This is a genomic window from Synechococcus sp. R3-13 (genome assembly GCF_047462195.1).
In the GTDB taxonomy this organism is placed as follows: Bacteria; Cyanobacteriota; Cyanobacteriia; order Thermostichales; family Thermostichaceae; genus Thermostichus.
On record NZ_JANSIO010000341.1, the window covers coordinates 1 to 5,627 of the forward strand.

A 5,627-nucleotide genomic window follows, 5' to 3' on the forward strand; every position below is an offset into this window, starting at 1 on the left:
GAGTGGGAGCCACCATTTCGGCTTTGATCGCGGTGGAGCTGGCCATTCGAGGGCACCTGACGCCGGGCGGAGGCTTTGCTGCCGGGGTGGCGGGGGGGACGGCCATTGGCTTGGTGGCGATCACCGCCTCTTCCACCTGGATGGAGGCCATCTACAAACGGTGGCGGGCTGCGATGTGGGAGAAGCTGTCGGTGGTGGCGTTTATCGGGGTGGCTGTGATGGCTCTGGCCGGCTGGGAATTGCCTAGAGGGGAGTTGGGGGATCTGTTTAGCGGCGGCTGGATCCCGATTCTCAATATTCTGGTGGCGATCAAAGTGGCGCTGGGATCCTGGGCGGCAGTTTTGATCTTTATTCGCTACCGCGGCTTGTTATGAGGGTCTAAATGGGTTAATGAGAGGTACCCCTGTCCCGGCAAAATCACGGACATTGCGAGTAACCAGGGTAAGTCCGTAAACCAAGGCTGTAGCAGCCAGTTGTTTGTCAATCGCATTTTGAGAGTGAGGTACGCACAGGCTTCCCCATACCTGGGCTTCGGTAATTGTGAAATCAAGAATGTGATCGGCATAGTCATCGACAACCGTTTGCAGCCACCTCTCCAGAAGGTTGGCTTGCAGATGATCGCCGCGATGGCGCATGAGTTCAACGCCTCGGCGGAGTTCGCCCAGCGTGATCACGCTGATGTAGATGCGGGCCTCTTGCTCAATGGCAGTTTGAAGAAATTCTTGAACCCCGGAGTTGGCTTGACTGTGTTTGCTCAGCTCACTGATGACGTTAGTGTCAAGCAAATACGTCATGGGCAGTGTTATCTTGCACTCGCTCAAAGTCTGAATCGTTGCCAACGTTAGGTATCGATCTGAGCACTTCGGCAAAGGACTGTTTCGCAGGCTGGAGTAAGACTTGCTCTAGGATTTTGCGGTGTTCGGCCTCTGCACTAACGCCGTGACGACTAGCCCTTTGTTTGAGAGCTTTGACAATGGCTTCGTCAACATTGCGAACAATTAACGTGGCCATAGAGCGTTTCCTCGATCGGCAGATCCCTGGGCGGCTTTGCTGCGACGATAGCATTGATATCATCTAAAGTTCAAGTTTTCCCGTCTATTGATACTGATGAAGAAGCTGCCCTTTTGCGGGTTGCCCCAGAGAACTCCTGCCTGCCAGGGATCCAAGCTCTGCCTGCTGTGCATAGCCTTTGAAAGCGCAACACTCAAAAAAGAGGGATCCCGATGAGCAACTTGACCTGCAGGTGACCTCTACAATAGAAGGCTGACTCTGCCACCTGGTGGGATCCCTATGCCGCGCCGCACCGATATCCACAAAATCTTGCTCATTGGAGCGGGGCCGATCGTCATTGGCCAAGCCTGTGAGTTCGACTACTCGGGCACCCAAGCCTGCAAAGCCCTGCGGGAAGAGGGCTATGAGGTCGTTTTGGTCAACTCTAACCCCGCCACCATCATGACGGATCCCAGTATGGCGGAGCGCACCTACATCGAGCCGGTGACGGCGGACTTTGTGGCCAAAATCATCGAGCGGGAGCGCCCTGATGCTTTGCTGCCCACCATGGGCGGCCAGACGGCCCTCAACGTGGCGGTGCAACTGGCCCAGCAAGGGATCCTGGAGCAGTACGGGGTGGAGTTGATTGGGGCCAAGCGGGAGGCCATTGAAAAAGCCGAAGACCGGGATCTCTTCAAGCAAGCCATGCAGCGGATTGGCTTGGCCGTGCCCCGCTCTGGCCTGGCCCACACCCTGGAAGAAGCCAAGCAGATTGCCCAGGAGATCGGCTATCCCCTCATCATCCGCCCGGCCTATACCCTGGGGGGCACCGGTGGTGGGGTGGCTTACAACCAGGAGGAGTTTGAAGAGATCTGCGCTGCCGGCTTGGAGGCCAGCCCCGTTTCCCAAATCTTGGTGGAAGAATCGGTCATCGGCTGGAAGGAGTTTGAGCTGGAGGTGATGCGGGATCTGGCGGATAACGTGGTGATCATCTGCTCCATAGAAAACATCGACCCGATGGGGGTGCACACTGGCGACTCCATCACCGTGGCCCCGGCCCAAACCCTCACCGACAAGGAATACCAGCGGCTGCGGGACTATGCCATCGCCATCATGCGCGAAATTGGCGTAGAGACCGGGGGATCCAACGTGCAATTTGCCGTCAACCCTGCCAACGGCGAGGTGCGGGTGATCGAGATGAACCCGCGGGTCTCCCGCTCTTCTGCTTTGGCCAGCAAGGCCACCGGCTTTCCCATCGCCAAAATTGCCGCCAAATTGGCAGTGGGCTACACGCTGCCGGAGATCCCCAACGACATCACCCGCAAAACTCCGGCCAGCTTCGAGCCCACCATCGACTATGTGGTCACCAAGATCCCTCGCTTTGCTTTTGAAAAATTCCCCGGCGCAGAGCCGGTTCTCACCACCCAGATGAAATCGGTGGGGGAGGCGATGGCCATTGGCCGCACTTTTCAAGAATCCATCCAGAAGGCATTGCGTTCCCTGGAAATCGACCGTCCCGGCTTTGGCAGCGATAGGCCGGAGGTTTTCCCCAAGCCAGAGGAAGTGCGGGCCAACCTGCGCACCCCCAACCCCTTCCGATTGCTCACCATCCGCACCGCTCTGCTCATGGGCTTTTCTGCCCAGGAGATTGCCCAACTCACCCACATCGATCCCTGGTTTATCGACAAGCTACAGGAGTTGGTGGAGGTGGAGCAAGCCCTCAAGGGGCGGGAGCTGGGATCCCTGAGTGCTGAGGATCTGCGGCATCTCAAGCAAATGGGCTTCAGCGACCGACAAATTGCCCACCTCACTGGATCCACGGAACATCAGGTGCGGGCCTGCCGCAAAAGCCTGGGGGTGATCCCCACCTACAAAACTGTAGATACCTGCGCCGCCGAATTTGAGGCTGCTACCCCCTACCAGTACTCTACCTACGAGAGCGAGTCGGAGATTTTCCCGGCCCGCAAAGAGAAGGTGATGATCTTGGGAGGTGGCCCCAACCGCATCGGCCAGGGGATCGAATTCGACTACTGCTGTTGTCATGCTGCCTTTGCCCTCAGCCGCCTGGGTTACGAGGCGATCATGGTCAACTCCAACCCGGAAACCGTTTCCACCGACTACGACACCGCTGATCGCCTCTATTTTGAGCCGCTCACCCATGAAGAGGTGATGAACTTGGTGGATGCTGAGCAGCCGGTCGGCCTGATCGTGCAATTTGGCGGTCAAACTCCCCTCAAGCTGGCGCAGGGGCTGGCAGCAGCCCAGGCTCCCATCTGGGGAACTTCCCCCGACTCCATCGACATTGCTGAGGATCGGGGGCGCTTCGAGCGCATCTTGCGGGAGTTGGATATTCGCCAACCGGCCAACGGCATTGCCCGCAGCGTGGAAGAAAGCTTGGAAATTGCCCGCCGCATCGGCTATCCGGTGGTGGTGCGGCCCAGCTACGTCTTGGGGGGACGAGCCATGGAGATCGTCTATTCCGACCAAGACCTGCAGCGCTACATGCAACTGGCGGTGGCGGTGGATCCGGATCGTCCGGTGCTGGTGGATCAGTTCCTGGAAGAGGCGGTGGAGGTGGATGTGGATGCCATTGCCGACCGCACCGGCGCTGTTACCATCGGCGGCATTCTGGAGCACATCGAGCAGGCCGGGATCCACTCGGGCGATTCGGCCTGTGTATTGCCCAGCCGCACCCTCAGCCCCGAGGTGCTGCGGGTGATCCGCGAGTGGACGGTGAAGTTGGCCCAAGCTCTGAAGGTGGTGGGCCTGATCAACGTGCAATACGCCGTCCAAAAAGGTCAAGTCTATATCCTGGAGGCCAATCCGCGCGCCTCCCGCACCGTCCCCTTTGTCAGCAAGGCCATCGGCCATCCGCTGGCAGACTACGCCGCTCAAGTGATGAGCGGCAAAACCCTAGCCGAGCTGGGCTTTACCCAGGAGGTGATCCCCTCCCACATTGCCGTCAAAGAAGCGGTTTTGCCCTTCCACAAGTTTCCCGGCACCGACACGCTGCTGGGGCCGGAGATGCGCTCCACCGGTGAGGTGATGGGCATTGACACGGACTTTGGCCGCGCTTACGCCAAAGCCCAACTGGCGGCGGGGCAGAATCTACCTCTGCAGGGGACGGTGTTCATCAGCGTCAGCGACCGGGATAAACAGGCGGTCATCCCGGTAGCCCGCGAGTTTGTGGGGCTGGGCTTTCGCCTGTTGGCCACCGAAGGAACCCAAAAAGTTTTAGCCGAGCACGGGATCCCGGTGGACAAAGTCCTCAAGCTGCACGAGGGACGGCCCCACGTCATCGACGCCATCAAAAATCACCAGATTCAGCTCATTATCAACACCCCTTCCGGTGTCGAGGCGCAGCAAGATGGCCAAAAGATCCGCCGCACTGCCCTGGCCTACAAGATCCCTCTGGTGACCACCTTGGCAGGGGCCAAAGCCACCGCGGCTGCCATCCGTGCTTTGCAGTCGGGATCCCTGCAGGTGAAGTGCTTGCAGGATTTTTTCTCTGTCTAGGATTCTGGAGGAAAAAAAGCAGGTCCCGGACGGCACCTCTTTCCTAAACCTATCCTTAAGAAACGTCTGCTCAAGCTTGGCTGCCATCAACTGCCAGTGACCGACCTTCGCCGGGAAGCTCTCAAAGACCTCCAAATTGCAACATATCGGTGCTGATTTGTATCGACAAATCCATTTTTTTCACAGTCCCGTTGCGAAAGTTAGGGATCCCTGTCGGCGTCCCTAAAACTGTCTAGCCTGAAAGAAGGAGACGCTTTTGGCGGTCGGCGCGGGAAGAGTTTTGCCCCGTTCAAGGAAGCCGACAAAGCAAAGAATGGTTTTGTCTCTTTAGGAGTTGGCCTATGAGTACGGTAATTCGCCGCTCCTCGGCTGCACGGCAGCTCTGGAGTTGGAATGGCTTTTGTCAATGGATAACCAGCACCGAAAACCGGCTTTACATCGGCTGGTTTGGCGTATTGATGATCCCGACCTTGTTGGCAGCAGCCTTTTGTTTTGTAATCGCTTTTATCGCTGCTCCGCCGGTGGATGTGGATGGGATCCGCGAGCCGGTGATCGGCTCTTTGATAGGGGGGAATAATCTCATCTCGGCAGCGGTGGTGCCCACCTCAGCGGCCATCGGCTTGCACTTTTATCCCATTTGGGAAGCCGCCTCTTTGGATGAATGGCTCTACAACGGCGGCCCCTACCAACTGATCGTGCTCCATTTCCTGATCGGGGTGTGGTGCTACCTGGGCCGGCAGTGGGAGCTGAGCTATCGCTTGGGCATGCGTCCCTGGATTGCGGTGGCGTTTTCCGCTCCGGCGGCGGCGGCTACGGCAGTGCTCTTGGTCTACCCCATCGGCCAGGGCAGTTTTTCGGAAGGCTTGCCCCTGGGGATCGCCGGCACCTTCTACTTCATGCTGGCTTTCCAGGCGGAGCACAATATCCTCATGCACCCTGCTAGCTGGCTGGGGGTGGCCGGCGTCTTTGGCGGCGCTCTGCTGGCCTCCCTGCACGGCTCCCTGGTGATCTCCAGCCTAATCCGCGAGACCTCGGAAGAAGAGTCACAAAATGCCGGCTACCGCTTCGGGCAGGAGGAAGTCACCTACAACTTCCTGGCCGGGCACTACGCGTTCTTGGGG

General features: G+C 58.4%; 5 protein-coding genes. 3 read left to right on the plus strand and 2 right to left on the minus strand.

Going from position 1 to position 5,627, the window contains the following annotated elements:
• Positions 1 to 374: MnhB domain-containing protein (locus NW856_RS10405; protein WP_414400163.1), on the plus strand; the 374-nt coding region annotated here is incomplete at its 5' end.
• On the opposite strand, the gene NW856_RS10410 is transcribed toward NW856_RS10405, so the two are convergent.
• Together NW856_RS10410 and NW856_RS10415 are read right to left on the minus strand one after the other, a co-directional pair.
• Entirely contained in the window at positions 369 to 794 is a 426-nt protein-coding gene (locus NW856_RS10410) for a type II toxin-antitoxin system VapC family toxin (RefSeq protein ID WP_414357734.1), read from the minus strand. The two genes, NW856_RS10405 and NW856_RS10410, sit on opposite strands and share 6 nt — an antisense overlap.
• Complete coding sequence (locus tag NW856_RS10415; protein ID WP_071818136.1) at positions 778 to 1,011, minus strand: FitA-like ribbon-helix-helix domain-containing protein; 234 nt, start codon at positions 1,009 to 1,011, stop codon at positions 778 to 780. Before NW856_RS10415 ends, NW856_RS10410 begins: the two co-directional genes overlap by 17 nt.
• 279 nt (positions 1,012 to 1,290) lie before the next feature.
• Here NW856_RS10415 and carB point away from each other — a divergent pair, with 279 nt between their 5' ends.
• Complete coding sequence (carB, locus tag NW856_RS10420) at positions 1,291 to 4,506, plus strand: carbamoyl-phosphate synthase large subunit (protein ID WP_414400164.1); 3,216 nt, start codon at positions 1,291 to 1,293, stop codon at positions 4,504 to 4,506.
• A 341-nt stretch (positions 4,507 to 4,847) separates the two neighbouring features.
• Positions 4,848 to 5,627, plus strand: a 780-nt coding sequence (locus NW856_RS10425) for a Photosystem Q(B) protein 1 (protein WP_414400165.1), incomplete at its 3' end; no start/stop codon positions are given.